This window comes from Rhodococcus sp. BP-332, assembly GCF_019836065.1.
Lineage (GTDB): Bacteria > Actinomycetota > Actinomycetes > Mycobacteriales > Mycobacteriaceae > Rhodococcoides.
Genome location: NZ_JABUEC010000004.1, coordinates 258,728 through 270,781 on the forward strand (window position 1 = coordinate 258,728; position 12,054 = coordinate 270,781).

Sequence of the window (12,054 nt, forward strand, 5' to 3'; positions counted from 1 at the left end):
CACCGTGGCAGTCACTGCGCTGGTGCTCGCCGGGTGTGCGCAACCGCGGACCGAGCCGGATCTGAGCAGTGTTCACGACCAGGACGTGGCCTTCGAATCGTGCGACGGGTACGCGGTGACGTCGGCCGATGCCACTGCGTTCGCCGCCGACCCGACCTTCGAGTGCGCTCGCGTGACCGTGCCGTTGGACTACGACGATCCCGACGGTCGGACGGCGCAGATCGCCCTGTTGAAGGCACCCGCGCGGGGTGAGCGAATCGGATCACTGCTGCTCAATCCGGGTGGGCCCGGTGGGCCGGGAATGAGCATGGCCGCCGCGGGTGCGACGACCTTGGCGGACAGTCGCGTGACCGAACACTTCGACCTGATCGGCTTCGATCCTCGCGGGGTCGGTGCGTCGACACCGGCGATCGACTGTTTCACCGATGCCGAGAACGACGCCGGCGAGGCGTACACCACGGTGCTGACCGGCTCGAGAACGCTGACGGAGGACGACTCGCGTCGCCTGGTCGAACGCTGCGCCGAGCGCTCGGGCGGCGACGACGTCCTCTCGGCGGTCGGAACTCGAGATGCCGCGCGGGACATGGACATTCTGCGAGAGGTGCTCGGCGACGAGAAACTGAGCTACCTCGGTCAGAGTTACGGAACGAGACTGGGAGCGGTGTACGCCGAGATGTTCCCTCAGAACGTGCGCGCCATGGTCCTGGACGGCGCCATCGACCCCGCTCAGAGCACGGCCGACCGCAGAGTCGACCAGTTCACCGGCTTCCAGCGCTCGTTCGACGAGATGGCCGCGTCCTGTGCGGCGTCTCCGGACTGTCCGCTGGGCCCCGATCCGAGCAGGGCGGTCGAGAGGTTCCAGGACATCGTCAGGCCTCTCGTCGAGAATCCCATCGTCACCGAGAGCGGTCGGCGCCTCGACTTCGACGCTGCATACGGAGCGGTGGTCGCGGGACTCTACGACTCGACGGTGTGGCCTGTCATCATCCGAGGGATAGCCGAGGTCACTGCGAGACAGGGAGACACGTTGCTGAAGATCCTCGACGTGTTCGGCGGCCGCGACGAGGACGGCACCCACCCCAACTTCAGCGAAGCGCTCTACGCCGTCAATTGCATGGACGAGGACCGCAACACACCGGAGGAGGAAGTCGAGCTCAAACGGAGAATTCAGGAGATCGCGCCGTTCACGGACGCGGGACTCGGTCCGGAGGGGGCTCGTGATCCGTGCGAGTTCTGGCCGGCCGAGCCGACACTCGGAATTCCCTACGCACAGGATGTCGAGGGCGTTCCCGACACTCTGACGATCTCGATCACGGGTGATCCGTCCACGCCCTACGAAGGGGGTGTGAACCTCGCGGACACTCTGGGCGGAACGCTGCTCCCCGTGGACGGCGAGCAGCACACCGTCGCGATCTCCGGTGCGAATGCCTGCGTGAACGACATCGTGGCCGACTATCTCGTCGAGCTGGCCACACCCGAGGCAGGGACTCGCTGCACCCTCTGAACGCTCGCTCAGGCGGTGCGCGCGAGGTGAAGTCGCAAGCGCAACACGGCGTCTCGCACGCGAGTCTTGACGGTGGCGTGAGGTACGCCGAGCCGCTCGGCTGCTTCGCGGCAGGACAGGCCCTGGAAGTAGACCAGGTCGACTGCGCTCCTCTGCAGACTGGTCAGTTCGATCAGCGCCTTCGTCAGCAGATCGTTGTCGGCGTTCGTCCACACCGCTTCCCAGACGCCGTCGTGAGCGCGGTCGAAATGCGATGCGGTGTACGCCGTGTCCCGTCTCGCCGACGCCGTGTCGGAGCGCGAACGGTCGATCGCTCGTCGGCGCGCGAGAGTCGCCAACCAGGCGTGAGGTGTCCCTCGGTCGGAGTCGAACGTTCCGGCCGAGGTCCACACCTGGAAGTACGTCTCCTGAGCCGTGTCCTCGGCGCGCGCACGGTCTCCGAGAACTCGCAACGCCGCTGCGAACACCACGGGTCGAGTGACCAGCATCAGTTCGACCATCGCGCGGTCGTCCCCGGAGGCGATCAGGCCGAGCAGGACACCGCATCGGTCGCGAAGGTCTCGGTCCAGCGCAGCGGCCTTCGCCTCGGTCGCTGCACGATCGGACCGATCGACATCGAGAAATGGTGGGCGCGCTCGTCGCGGAGATGCGTACTCCGCCGTGGTCATGGGCTGATTCTGCATCATGCGGGCCCCGACGCTCGCATGAACGGACACCGCGTATCTCGCGTCGTGCGCCGTGCGGTCCGTTTCCTGAGCAGCGGGCGACCAGGAGTTCGTGAATCGCGCCAGTCTCGGTGTCAGGAAGTGTTCGAGGGTCGGTAACCCGTGAGAAGCGCCGTGAGATCGGATGTGTCGTTGCTCTCCCGGGTTCCCGTCCGACTCCGACTGATCGGCGTCGGGTGACTCACGGATGGTCGACAGGCCGGGGCAGTGTCCCGTGTCGGATCAACTGGTCGTAGATGCCCTCGAACATCGTCGACATCTCCTGCACCTGAGGGGGAGTGAGGGCATCGAAGAAGACGGACCGCACGAAGTCGATGTGTCGCGGCGAGACATCGGCGAGGGTGTCGTTACCTCTGTCGGACAGTGCAACTCGGGTCACTCGACGGTCGTCGGGGTCGGTCGCCAGGGTCACGAGTCCCCGTGCGCTCAGGCTGCGGAGCTGATGCGAGACCCTGCTGCGCTCGGAGCCGATGCGGGTGGCGAGGTCGGACACCGAGAGCGTGCGCTCGGGATCGCTGACCAGCGCCACCAGTACGTCGTAGTCGGCCAGGGAGATGCCGTGATCGCCGCGCAGCTGGTGATCCATCTCGTAGCGCAGCCGCAGGTGCACCTTCATGTAGGCGTACCAGGCCCGTGTCTCCTCCTCGCCGAGAAAGGCGTAAGGAGACTCGGATGCCACGTCGTACTCGGTCATCGTCCTGTTGTACCCGGCCGACGACGGACGGCCCGCATCGAGGCGGCCACCGACCTCAGGTGAAGATGACGGTGTAGACCTGTGCCAGGAGGCCGTCGCGAACGATGCCGACATCGGCTCCGCGGACGACGGGATCGGAGCCCTCGGGTCCGAGTGCCCACGCCAGGTAGCCGGCGTCCTGCATGAGGTGAACGCTGCCGTCCGCGGTGAACACGAATCCCGGTGCGTCGTCGAGGATCGCCTGCACCTTGGCATCGAGTGCGTCGTGGCCCTGCACCCGAGCCTCGGCATCAGAGAAGACGACGTCCTCCGTGTACGTCCGCGCGATGGCGGCCCGCCTCGCCGCGGGGTCCCGTTCGCCGAAGACCTGCAGGAGGTTGGCGTGCATCAGCTGCTCGATCGACTCTGCCATCGCTGGGCTCCAGTTCCATATGGGTGAAGGTTCACCCAAATTAGGCGCGGCCGGTCTCCACGTCAACCGCGTCGCGAGAGGGTGGCGCCACAATGGAACGGGTCAATGGACCGTCCGTGGGGGATCTGCCATTCATGCCCGAGTCGACCTCCGGTGATGGATCCTGATCGTGGAGATCGAGAGTGTGGTGTGACCTGCCGGGTCACCCTCGCGGTCAGAGCTGAGTCGGGCGATGAACTATGCGGAAATGTCCACCGATCTGTTGCAGGAACGGTACGAGCGGCTGGTGACGGACCGCCGTTCCGCCATTGCCCGCGACGCGCCACCGGACGACGTCGTGTCGGTCTCCAACGAGTGCACCCGGGTGCGCCGCGAGTTGGACCGTCGCGCCCGTCGAGTTCTGTGATCGATGAAACCCGTGGGCTCGATCTTCCGCCCCCTGCGGCGGTGCTGAGAGACGATGGGGGTGTGCTCGACGACGATCGAATTCCCCGTGATCCCCCGACCCCCGACGTCCCGACGCGGTTGCGGCGCGCCGGAGCCGGCGGAGTCGCCACGGTGGAGAAGACCCTCGCCGTGCTCGAGGTGGTGGCCGATCGCGGCGGCGCCACCGCCAAGGAGGTCTCCGAGGTGCTGGGCTTCCCGCTGCCCACGACCTACCGTCTGCTGCAGGTACTCGTCGGTTGCGACTACCTCGTTCATCTCCGAGCGCGACAGCGGTTCGAGCTGGGATACAAGTTGGCTCGTCTCGGTGTCAGCCTGCATCGCCAGGTCGGCGTGCCTGTGCCGGTGCGGCAGCGTATCTCGAAGCTGCACGAGACACTGGGGACGGCAAGCTACTTCGCCGTCTACCGCGGGTCCGACGTTGTGGTGGCGCATGTCGCCGACTGCGCCACCCACCCCCGCATCACGCCGCTGAACTTCGGTTTCCACGAGGCCGGGCACGCGACTGCCTTCGGCAAGATCCTGCTCGCTGCGATGTCCCGCGAGGACGCAGCCGAGTACCTCGACACCCATGGCACCGAACGGCTCACGTCCACGACCATCACCGACCGCGACGAACTGGAACACCACCTCGCCGAGGTGTCCCGTCGTGGGGTGGCATGGGAGCGTGAGGAATTCGTTCCGACGAAAGCGTGCGCTGCAGTGGCTGTCCATGATGCGTCGGGTGCGGTCATGGGAGCCGTGGCCATCAGCACCCCCGATCGGGAAGTGGACCGTCGACGGGCGGCCGAGGTGGAGCACGCGTTGCGGTCCGCGGCGAACGAGATCAGCCGGTGGTTGCGCACCGGCTGACCTCGTCCGCGTCAGGAGAACTGGATGCCACCGTCCACGAGCATCGTCTGACCCGTGACGTAGTCGGAATCCGGAGATGCCATGAAGCTCACGAGCTTCGCCACATCGTCGGGCACCGATACTCGGCCCAGCAGGATCGACTGGGCGTTCTCGGCGAGCGCCTCGCCCTTCTGCTGGCCGTGCTTCGCGGCGAGCTTCTCGTCGATGAGATCCCACATCGCCGTGCCGACGATGCCGGGGCCGTAGGCATTGACGGTGATGCCGTGTTCGGCCCACTCCATGGCCGCGGCCTGGGTGAGACCGCGTACGGCCCACTTCGTCGCCGAGTAGGGGCCGAGAAGTGCGAAGGGTCGGAACGCGACGATCGAGGCCGCGCCGATGATCTTGCCGCCGCCTCCCTGCGCGATGAACTGGTTGGCCGCGGCTCGGTAGGAATTGAAGATGCCTTTGACGTTGACGTCGAAGATTTTGTCGAAGTCGGCGCTGTCGTACTTCAGCAGCTCCTCGACCTGGGCGATTCCGGCATTCGCGACGAAGACGTCGAGGCGCCCGCCTGCATCCACCGCGGTACGTACCAACGATTCGACCGAGGATTCGTCCACGACGTCGACCGCGGCGCCCGTGGCCACACCGCCGGCACCGACGATCGTCTCGACGGTCTCGTCGACACCGTCCTTCGAACCAGGCAGGTCGGCGACGACGACGTGAAGACCGTCTCGGCCCAGGCGTTCGGCGATACTCTTGCCGATTCCTCGGGCTGCTCCGGTGACGACGGCGACGCGTGGGTTCTGGCTCATGGAGACCTCCGTGACTCGGTGAATGATTCTCATCCAGATCACACCTGCACGGTCTGGGGCGTCCAGGGTCGTTATCGCGGAGTGAGAACGGGGACGTTTGGATGATTCGTCCGCGGGCACGCCGCACTCATGACCGATCCACACGACGAACCCACACTCGACGACGTCCTGGTTCCCACGGAGGACGCGCACCCGGACCGCCGGGCTCACGCCAAGACACCGAGCCATCTCGACGACGACGAGCTCGAGCAGAGAACGCAGCACGAGCGAGACGAAGTGCAGGACTGACGGGGCGCCTCAGCGCCCGAGGAAATGCGGATCGCGCCCGATGAATCCGAGAAGCCTCGTCTGATCGTCGGCGTCGTCGGGTACTGCGACAGCCGGCCCGTACTGGCCGGACGACCGCATGAGCTCCTCGATCGGCCGCATGCCGCCGACCAGTTCGGCGCAGTAGTCGGCGTCGAGTGAGAGATCCTGCCCGCCGGCCGCGGCGAGGTCCCACGAGTGCATGAAGACGTCGGGTACGTAGAACTGGCCGACCGCCGCGGGAAGTGGCATCTCGCCGATCATCGGATGGTGGAACGGGGTCGCGGCGTCCGGCCCGTCCAGCACTCTCTGCACGGCGTCGCTGTGGACACGCCAGGCATCGACCGGGTCCTCGAGTGGTGAGCGCCCACGATCGAGTTCCAGCCCGGTGGCCGTCGCCAGAAACGCCGGGAACCAGTCGACGAGGTGCGCCACCACATCCCGTGCGGTCCAGCCGTCCACGGGCGCCGGGGCATCCTAGGCCGACGTGGACTCGACGAGCGTGGTGAAGGTCGCGGCGACGGCGCGGTGACGGTCGGCGGTCTCGCGCGGCAGTGTCATGCGCGCACTGTGCTCCGTCGTTGCCCTCACGTCAATCGTGCGCGAGCGAGTCCGAGCCGAGCAGGGTGCCCGTGTCGGCGGGCGCTCGGATCGTTGCGTCACCGGTCTCCCCGCGCACAGGTTGCGACCCGAATTCTGCCTGTGCCGCTGCGCTGTTCGACGGTGACGGGTCATTGATATCGAGCCCCGGTGAACTCGAACGGCGGGTGAGTCGACGTCGGCATGAACAACGTGGATACGACGTGGATCAGGCGACGGCGCCGTGCGGTCGTCAGCCGAATTCGGGTGTCGGTCCGAAGTGGGGAAGTCTCGTCGACAGTGGTTGCCGAGCCGTCGACTGTTCCGGGCGACCGTGCGCGATGAGCCCGAGTTCTGCGATGTGTGAATCGAAGGCATCGCGACCGACCCGGGTCAGCTCGACCCACGTCACCAGTCGCGAGTCCCCGCGGGAGAGTGATGTCGTCTTCTTCGTCGACACGTAGCCCTCGTCCGACAGAGCTCGGAGATGTTTGGACAGAGACGCATCGCTGATCTCGAGGGTGTCGCGGATGATGGCGAAATCGATCTCGTCGACTCGGCGTAGAAGCCCGCAGATGCGCAGCCGGACCGGTGCGTGGATGACGGCATCGAATCGTGGTTCGGGGCCCCGATCCTCGGTCACGACCGTGGTCCGGAGTGCGCCCGGCCGGACGGGCGTCGGACGTCGTCTGCGTGCAGATGGCGTCGGTACTCGCGGTCGAACAGGCGGCCGCCGAACAGCACGAGCACGAAACACAGCGCCTGTGGCACGAGGACCCACCACGCGGACAGAGATGCCACCAGACCGTAGGAGACACTCAACGATCCGAGCACGGTCACCAGGAGCCCACCGAGAACAGACCACCCGACGGCACCCACGCCTGACGGGCGTACCCCCGTCAGGCGGGGATAGAGCACCGTCGTCACGATCGCGGCCGCGACCAGAACGGACGTCGACACCGAACGCACGTGGCCGTCGGGCAGCGACGGTGTACCGACGTACAGGGCGGTCAGTGCCGCGAAGGCCGGATAGAACCACGTCGGCGCCGCGAGACGGTCGGCGAGAACGACTCGGTCGGCATGGATCTCACTCAGCAGGGCGCGAGCATCATCTGGTGACTGATGGCTTTCCATGACGGAAACACTAACACTTTCCGTGCTGGAAAGTGTTACGTTCGACGGGCCGTGCAGTCCACTCGAGGAGGGTCATGAAGAAGCATCCCATCAGCACTCGCGCCGTCGTCGTCACCGGCGCCCTGACGGCAGTCGTCACGGCGGGTGGCACCGTGAACGCCGGTGCGCAACCGATGTACTTCTCACCGGAGCAGCGCATCCACACTCTCGCCGAGGTTCCCCAGTGCCTCGCCGGAACGGTCGATGTCAGAGTGACCAGCGGCTACACCCCTGACGAGATTCACGCTGACTTCACGACCCATCTGTACAGCCCCGCGTGGGTGGGGCTGGCCGACTACGAGTGCTACGTGACCATGTACGCGGACTGGCACAATCACGACACAGGCGCTCGCGGTACCGCCGAACACCGAGTGGCGAGCTGGCGTTTCCAGGGCCCCAACGTGACCAACCCCTATCTCGACATCGACACGGGTGCAGGACCGGTCACTGTCACGTTCAGGACGAACACCCCGCACACGCCGAGCCCCACTTTCGAGGTGCCGGCCCGATGACGGCGATGCGGACGTTCGTCGTTCCGATCGCTGCACTGTGTGCGTCGGCTCTGATGGGGTGTTCCGGCGGGGATTCCGCGACGGATGCGCCGGCTGCTGGGACCACGGTGGCCACGTCGACGGTGGAGTCGACCACCGCGACACCGGCGGTGAAGTCGACCACCGCGACACCGGCGTCGGAGGAGTCCACTGCCACCCCACCGGAGCAAACTCCGGAGGAAGCGGCCGATCTCGTGCCCGGGGGTGCGCCCTTCCAGCCGTCCGGCAACGAGGCAGGCAACGTCGATCCCGCGGTGTTCCTGACCGAACCCGGGAAGTACAACTTCACGTCGCCGATGGGAAACCTGCACTGCGGTATCTGGGCGTCGGACGGTCCAGAGGGACGAGTGGGATGCCAGGCCGAGGACGGCCGAAACCCAGTCGAGGGTGCGCAGTGTTCGAACGCGGCCAACGACAAGGTGGCAATTCGTGTCACCGGTGCGGGTTCGGGGAGCTTCTGCACGACGCAGGGCATCTACGTCGATCAGAACGCTCTGGTGCTCGACGTCGGCCAGGTGCTCTCTGTCGACGGGGTGGTGTGCAAGTCCGGGCCGGACGACATCATCGCCTGCACCGCACCCACGGGCGGGTTCACGTTCTCCCGCGACATCAACTACACGTACTGACCGACGTCAGGGAACGAGGTTGCCGATCTTGGCGGAGATGGTCGAGGTGAGAACCTTCGCGACGACGAGAGCCAGGCCGGGAACCGGAGCGTCGAATCCGATGGTGTAGTCGAGAGCGGTGCCGCCGTCGGTCGTCGGGGTCAGGCGCTGGGTGCCCCAGTGTCCGCGCAGCGGTGAGCCCTTGGTGATCTTGTACTCGATGAGGGTGTTCGGTTCGGAGACGATCGTCGTCTCGTGGAAGGCGGGCAGCGGGCCGAGCTTCAGTGCGCGCGTGGAGCCGACACCGTTGCGCGAGCTGTCTCCGTCACGAACACGCGTGATCTTCGCTCCGAACAGGGGGCCGAGGTTCTCGTGCTCCGACAGGGCTGCGAACACGACATCCGGTGCGGACGTGAACGTGTGGGTGACGTGGACGCGCGTGGGTGCTGCCATCAGAGGGACTCCTGTTCGATGCGGGACCCGATCATGTCAGCACCGGTGCCGCTGTTCCGAGCCGGGAGGCGCCGACGGTCTCGTAGGGTGACGCGGTGTCCTCGAACGAGATGCCTGCGGGTCCCTCCTGGCCGACGCTTCCGTCCCACAGGTCGTGGCTCGACGGCGAATCCGCCCGGTTGCTCGACTTCGGCCGCACTCTCGATCACCCGTCGGGAGGCGCGGCGTGGCTCGATGACACGGGCGAGCCGGACCTGACGCGGCCGGTGTTCACCTGGATCACCGCGCGCATGGTGCACGTGCAGTACCTCGGTGCGCTGCTCGGGCATCCGGGCTCTCGCCGCAGAGCCGACCGACTGTTCGACGGACTCCTGACGGTGCTGCGCGACGACCGACACGACGGCTGGGTCGAGTCGACCGACGACGCGACCAAGTCGGCCTACACGCACGCCTTCGTCGTTCTCGCGGCGTCGACGGCCACCGCGGCGGGTCACCCTCGCGGACCTGCACTGCTCGCCGAGGCACTCGCCGTCGTCGATGCCCGGTTCTGGGACGACCGCAGTGGCATGTGCGTGGACACCTGGAACGCCGACTGGTCGGAACTGGACGACTATCGCGGGATCAACGCGAACATGCACATGGTGGAGGCGATGCTCGCGGCAGTGGACGCCGGCGCCCCCACGGTGTGGCGCGAGCGGGCCGCTCGCATCTGCGACAGCGTCGTCGAGTGGTCCGAGGCCAACGACTGGCGCATCCCCGAACACTTCACCACCGATTGGGAACCGCTGCTGGAGTACAACTCCGACAGTCCGGCCGATCAGTTCAAGCCCTACGGTGCGACGGTCGGTCACGGTTTCGAGTGGTCGCGCCTGATGCTGCAGGTCTCCCTCGTGGCCACCAGCGCGCGCGGCCACGACCACGTGGACGTCGCTCGATCGCTGTATCGGCGCGCCGCCGCCGACGGATGGCAGGAAGGGTCGACGCCCGGCTTCGTCTACACGACCGACTGGACCGGCCGGCCCGTCGTGACCCAGCGATTGCACTGGGTGCTGTGCGAGGCGATCGCCGCCGCCGCGACCCTGCTGCGGTGGACCGGAGAAGGGCGGTACGAGAACGACTATCGCGCGTGGTGGGATCACGCAGCCGACTGCTACATCGACCGAGCGCACGGATCGTGGCACCACGAACTCGACGAGCACAACGCCGTGGCGACGAGTGTGTGGGGCGGGAAGCCCGACATCTACCACGCAGCCCAGGCGGTGTGGACCAGTCGGTATCCCACGGGATCGAGCCTTGCGGCGGTGCTGAGCGGCGGTATGCCCGGTCCACGGTGACCCGATGCCCGTGCGCGTCGTCGCACGGTTCCCCTACTCGCTCACGCTCGGCGACAGTCGAATCGGAGCGACCGCGATCGATGCCGTGGTGGCAACGACGAGTGCCGTGGATGTGACCTGCCGCAGCGGTCTAGAGCAGGTCCACTGCGCCGACCACGCTGGGCAGCACGTGCGTCGCAGCGGACAGAGCGGCGGCGTCGAACGACCCACTCAGCACGCCGACTACGAACCCGGCGCCCGCATGGTGGCCTGCCAGAACGTCGTTCGGGGTGTCACCGGCGACGAGCACCCGGCGCACGTCGACCACGCCGGTCGCCTCCATGCACCGGAAGATCAGATAGGGAGCGGGGCGACTCGCCGGCACCGTGTCGGAGGTGATCACGGCGTCGACCGTGTCTCGGGGGTCGGTACCGACGGTCCACCCCAGCCCGTCCAGGATCGCCTTCGTGATCCCTGCCGAATAACCGGTCTGCAGCCCTACTTTCACTCCGCGCTCGCGCAACTGCCGTAGGGCGTCGGGCACACCCGGGACGGGCGACGGGGGAGTCTCCCGGTAGGCCTCGGTCAGTCGTGTCGTGAAGTCGTCGAACACGACGTCCACGTGCCGGTCGTCGGTCGACGCTCCGAGGCCGTCGAGCAGACCGACGATGGCCTCGCGCTTTCCGGTTCCCTTCCATCGGGACAGAAGCTCGTCGGACACGGAACTGTTCGTCGCGTCGGACACGGCCGCGGCGAGCACGGTGTACACCAGCCCGCCCTCGTCCACGGTGGTGCCGGCCATGTCGAGGCAGGCGAGGTCGAACGAGCGGGCTGTCATGAGCTCTCCTTGACGATGCGTAGGTCGTGAGCCGCGCCGTGCACGGCGGACTGCGTGTTGTCGATGGTGAAGGCGACGCGGTCCGGCCGATACCGGTCGTCCGCGTACTCGAGGGGGGTGCCCGTGCTGTCCGTCGCCCGGCGCCGCTCGCGGAGAAGTGGTGCTCCGGGATCGGTGTCGAGATGGGCGGCGTCGACATCGGTGGCGGACACGGCGTCGATGGTGTGTCGGCCGCCGTGCAGGTCCACCCCCTCGCCGATCAGGTAGGCGTAGATGGACCCGGAATCGGGATCGAAGTCGAACAGTCTGCGGCCGACCGATTCCACGAAACTGGATCGCTCGAGAAGAGCGGGTGCCCCGTCGAGGGTTCGCAGGCGCAGGACGTCGATGACCACGGTGCCGGCATCGAGACCGAGCGCGGCTGCGGCGACGGGTCCGGCGGCCCGGCGTGCCACCTCGAGGGTGCGCTGGCCGGGAACCCTGCCGATGGAGTCGGCCCAGGCGGTGAAGGACATGAACGTCTCGAACGGTTGCGCGACGGCGGTTGCGCACACGACGGGAGGACGACCGCGACCGCCGGCGATGAGCCCCTCGTGGCGGAGTGCGGCGAGGGCGGCGCGGACCGTGCCCCGCGACGCGTCGAACAGCGCGCACAGGCGCGCCTCGGACGGGAGCGGCGCACCGACGGGCAACGTTCCGTCGGTGATCTGACCGCGCAGCGCATCGGCGACGCGGCCGTGCAGAGGTAGAGACATCATGCGCACCCTCCGGTGGATCGGGGTATGGGCGACCTGACTGGACAACTGGT

General features: G+C 67.1%; 16 protein-coding genes and 1 pseudogene. 7 read left to right on the plus strand and 10 right to left on the minus strand.

Features of this window, described 5'->3' with window-relative positions; all coding sequences use genetic code 11:
• The first annotated feature begins 4 nt into the window (after positions 1-4).
• The gene (locus HQ314_RS16460; protein WP_308119445.1) at positions 5-1,504 is read left to right on the plus strand and encodes an alpha/beta fold hydrolase; all 1,500 of its coding nucleotides are present in this window, start codon (positions 5-7) and stop codon (positions 1,502-1,504) included.
• An 8-nt stretch (positions 1,505-1,512) separates the two neighbouring features.
• Here the strand turns inward: HQ314_RS16460 and HQ314_RS16465 are convergent, their stop codons facing one another.
• The 3 genes from HQ314_RS16465 to HQ314_RS16475 all read right to left on the minus strand — a co-directional run bounded on the left by HQ314_RS16465 (position 1,513) and on the right by HQ314_RS16475 (position 3,335).
• Positions 1,513-2,172, minus strand: coding sequence for a sigma-70 family RNA polymerase sigma factor (locus HQ314_RS16465; RefSeq protein ID WP_222650628.1), 660 nt, complete (start codon positions 2,170-2,172; stop codon positions 1,513-1,515).
• A 238-nt stretch (positions 2,173-2,410) separates the two neighbouring features.
• Positions 2,411-2,923: a MarR family winged helix-turn-helix transcriptional regulator gene (locus tag HQ314_RS16470; protein WP_056443434.1), complete on the minus strand. Its 513-nt coding sequence runs from the start codon at positions 2,921-2,923 to the stop codon at positions 2,411-2,413.
• A gap of 55 nt (positions 2,924-2,978) precedes the next feature.
• On the minus strand, positions 2,979-3,335 hold the full coding sequence (locus HQ314_RS16475; protein ID WP_222650629.1) for a nuclear transport factor 2 family protein: 357 nt from the start codon (positions 3,333-3,335) through the stop codon (positions 2,979-2,981).
• 247 nt (positions 3,336-3,582) lie between these two features.
• Between HQ314_RS16475 and HQ314_RS16480 the strand changes: the two genes are divergently transcribed.
• Both HQ314_RS16480 and HQ314_RS16485 read left to right on the plus strand, forming a co-directional pair.
• Positions 3,583-3,741 (plus strand): hypothetical protein, encoded by a 159-nt coding sequence (locus HQ314_RS16480; RefSeq protein WP_197027825.1) that lies wholly within the window; start codon positions 3,583-3,585, stop codon positions 3,739-3,741.
• Between the two features lie 62 nt (positions 3,742-3,803).
• Complete coding sequence (locus tag HQ314_RS16485) at positions 3,804-4,631, plus strand: IclR family transcriptional regulator (RefSeq protein WP_197027824.1); 828 nt, start codon at positions 3,804-3,806, stop codon at positions 4,629-4,631.
• An 11-nt stretch (positions 4,632-4,642) separates the two neighbouring features.
• Here the strand turns inward: HQ314_RS16485 and HQ314_RS16490 are convergent, their stop codons facing one another.
• The gene (locus HQ314_RS16490; RefSeq protein WP_222650630.1) at positions 4,643-5,428 is read right to left on the minus strand and encodes an SDR family oxidoreductase; all 786 of its coding nucleotides are present in this window, start codon (positions 5,426-5,428) and stop codon (positions 4,643-4,645) included.
• A 129-nt stretch (positions 5,429-5,557) separates the two neighbouring features.
• Between HQ314_RS16490 and HQ314_RS16495 the strand changes: the two genes are divergently transcribed.
• Positions 5,558-5,716 (plus strand): hypothetical protein, encoded by a 159-nt coding sequence (locus tag HQ314_RS16495; RefSeq protein ID WP_200933861.1) that lies wholly within the window; start codon positions 5,558-5,560, stop codon positions 5,714-5,716.
• 9 nt (positions 5,717-5,725) lie between these two features.
• Here the strand turns inward: HQ314_RS16495 and HQ314_RS16500 are convergent.
• From HQ314_RS16500 to HQ314_RS16510, 3 genes and pseudogenes are all read right to left on the minus strand, one after another.
• A pseudogene (locus tag HQ314_RS16500) lies at positions 5,726-6,199 on the minus strand (TIGR03086 family protein); the annotation flags it as partial.
• Positions 6,200-6,566: 367 nt separating this feature from the next.
• Positions 6,567-6,956 (minus strand): transcriptional regulator, encoded by a 390-nt coding sequence (locus HQ314_RS16505; RefSeq protein WP_222650631.1) that lies wholly within the window; start codon positions 6,954-6,956, stop codon positions 6,567-6,569.
• Entirely contained in the window at positions 6,953-7,447 is a 495-nt protein-coding gene (locus HQ314_RS16510; RefSeq protein ID WP_222650632.1) for a hypothetical protein, read from the minus strand. The genes HQ314_RS16505 and HQ314_RS16510 overlap by 4 nt, the downstream gene beginning before the upstream one ends.
• 74 nt (positions 7,448-7,521) lie before the next feature.
• Between HQ314_RS16510 and HQ314_RS16515 the strand changes: the two genes are divergently transcribed.
• A complete protein-coding gene (locus tag HQ314_RS16515; RefSeq protein ID WP_222626384.1) occupies positions 7,522-7,998 on the plus strand; it encodes a hypothetical protein in 477 nt (158 codons plus the stop codon).
• A complete protein-coding gene (locus tag HQ314_RS16520; protein WP_222650633.1) occupies positions 7,995-8,663 on the plus strand; it encodes a hypothetical protein in 669 nt (222 codons plus the stop codon). Before HQ314_RS16515 ends, HQ314_RS16520 begins: the two co-directional genes overlap by 4 nt.
• Positions 8,664-8,669: 6 nt before the next feature.
• On the opposite strand, the gene HQ314_RS16525 is transcribed toward HQ314_RS16520, so the two are convergent.
• Positions 8,670-9,095, minus strand: coding sequence for an SRPBCC family protein (locus tag HQ314_RS16525; RefSeq protein WP_037186314.1), 426 nt, complete (start codon positions 9,093-9,095; stop codon positions 8,670-8,672).
• Between the two features lie 95 nt (positions 9,096-9,190).
• Here HQ314_RS16525 and HQ314_RS16530 point away from each other — a divergent pair, with 95 nt between their 5' ends.
• Entirely contained in the window at positions 9,191-10,429 is a 1,239-nt protein-coding gene (locus tag HQ314_RS16530; RefSeq protein WP_222650634.1) for an AGE family epimerase/isomerase, read from the plus strand.
• A 130-nt stretch (positions 10,430-10,559) separates the two neighbouring features.
• Here HQ314_RS16530 and HQ314_RS16535 read toward each other — a convergent pair whose 3' ends face one another.
• Positions 10,560-11,246 (minus strand): phosphonatase-like hydrolase, encoded by a 687-nt coding sequence (locus tag HQ314_RS16535; RefSeq protein ID WP_222638915.1) that lies wholly within the window; start codon positions 11,244-11,246, stop codon positions 10,560-10,562.
• On the minus strand, positions 11,243-12,004 hold the full coding sequence (locus HQ314_RS16540; RefSeq protein ID WP_156380592.1) for a GntR family transcriptional regulator: 762 nt from the start codon (positions 12,002-12,004) through the stop codon (positions 11,243-11,245). Before HQ314_RS16540 ends, HQ314_RS16535 begins: the two co-directional genes overlap by 4 nt.
• Positions 12,005-12,054 lie beyond the last annotated feature (50 nt).

Excerpts from the sequence above, each read along its gene's own strand:
- HQ314_RS16470 (WP_056443434.1), bottom strand. The coding sequence starts at position 2,923 with ATGACCGAGTACGACGTGGCATCCGAGTCTCCTTACGCCTTTCTCGGC.
- HQ314_RS16520 (WP_222650633.1), top strand. The coding sequence starts at position 7,995 with ATGACGGCGATGCGGACGTTCGTCGTTCCGATCGCTGCACTGTGTGCG.
- HQ314_RS16475 (WP_222650629.1), bottom strand. The coding sequence starts at position 3,335 with ATGGCAGAGTCGATCGAGCAGCTGATGCACGCCAACCTCCTGCAGGTC.
- HQ314_RS16535 (WP_222638915.1), bottom strand. The coding sequence starts at position 11,246 with ATGACAGCCCGCTCGTTCGACCTCGCCTGCCTCGACATGGCCGGCACC.
- HQ314_RS16515 (WP_222626384.1), top strand. The coding sequence starts at position 7,522 with ATGAAGAAGCATCCCATCAGCACTCGCGCCGTCGTCGTCACCGGCGCC.
- HQ314_RS16510 (WP_222650632.1), bottom strand. The coding sequence starts at position 7,447 with ATGGAAAGCCATCAGTCACCAGATGATGCTCGCGCCCTGCTGAGTGAG.
- HQ314_RS16525 (WP_037186314.1), bottom strand. The coding sequence starts at position 9,095 with ATGGCAGCACCCACGCGCGTCCACGTCACCCACACGTTCACGTCCGCA.
- HQ314_RS16495 (WP_200933861.1), top strand. The coding sequence starts at position 5,558 with ATGACCGATCCACACGACGAACCCACACTCGACGACGTCCTGGTTCCC.
- HQ314_RS16490 (WP_222650630.1), bottom strand. The coding sequence starts at position 5,428 with ATGAGCCAGAACCCACGCGTCGCCGTCGTCACCGGAGCAGCCCGAGGA.
- HQ314_RS16480 (WP_197027825.1), top strand. The coding sequence starts at position 3,583 with ATGTCCACCGATCTGTTGCAGGAACGGTACGAGCGGCTGGTGACGGAC.
- HQ314_RS16540 (WP_156380592.1), bottom strand. The coding sequence starts at position 12,004 with ATGATGTCTCTACCTCTGCACGGCCGCGTCGCCGATGCGCTGCGCGGT.
- HQ314_RS16465 (WP_222650628.1), bottom strand. The coding sequence starts at position 2,172 with ATGACCACGGCGGAGTACGCATCTCCGCGACGAGCGCGCCCACCATTT.